1 protein-coding gene is annotated in these 216 nt (G+C 44.9%); it reads left to right on the forward strand.

Annotated elements, in window-relative coordinates:
- Window positions 1-216: hypothetical protein (locus WKI42_RS10995; protein ID WP_368081928.1), on the forward strand; the 216-nt coding region annotated here is incomplete at both ends.

Consider the following 216-nt stretch of genomic DNA (forward strand, 5'->3'; position numbering starts at 1 on the left):
GACAAGTCAGAGTTAGAAGCGTCTAAGACAGCGTTGTCTGGCGACATCAACCAAGAAACTTCAACAGCTGGTAAGACAGAAGCAAGTAAGCAAGCTTTCGAAACAGCTAAGACTCAAGCTCAAGAAGCCTTGAAGAAAGCTGAGGAAGTGATTGCGGATGGTAATGCGACAGAATCCGAAGTAGCAGAAGCTAAGAAGAAAGCAGATGAAGCTAAG

The sequence above is a fragment of the Streptococcus pseudopneumoniae genome (genome assembly GCF_038148935.1).
In the GTDB taxonomy this organism is placed as follows: domain Bacteria; phylum Bacillota; class Bacilli; order Lactobacillales; family Streptococcaceae; genus Streptococcus; species Streptococcus pseudopneumoniae_U.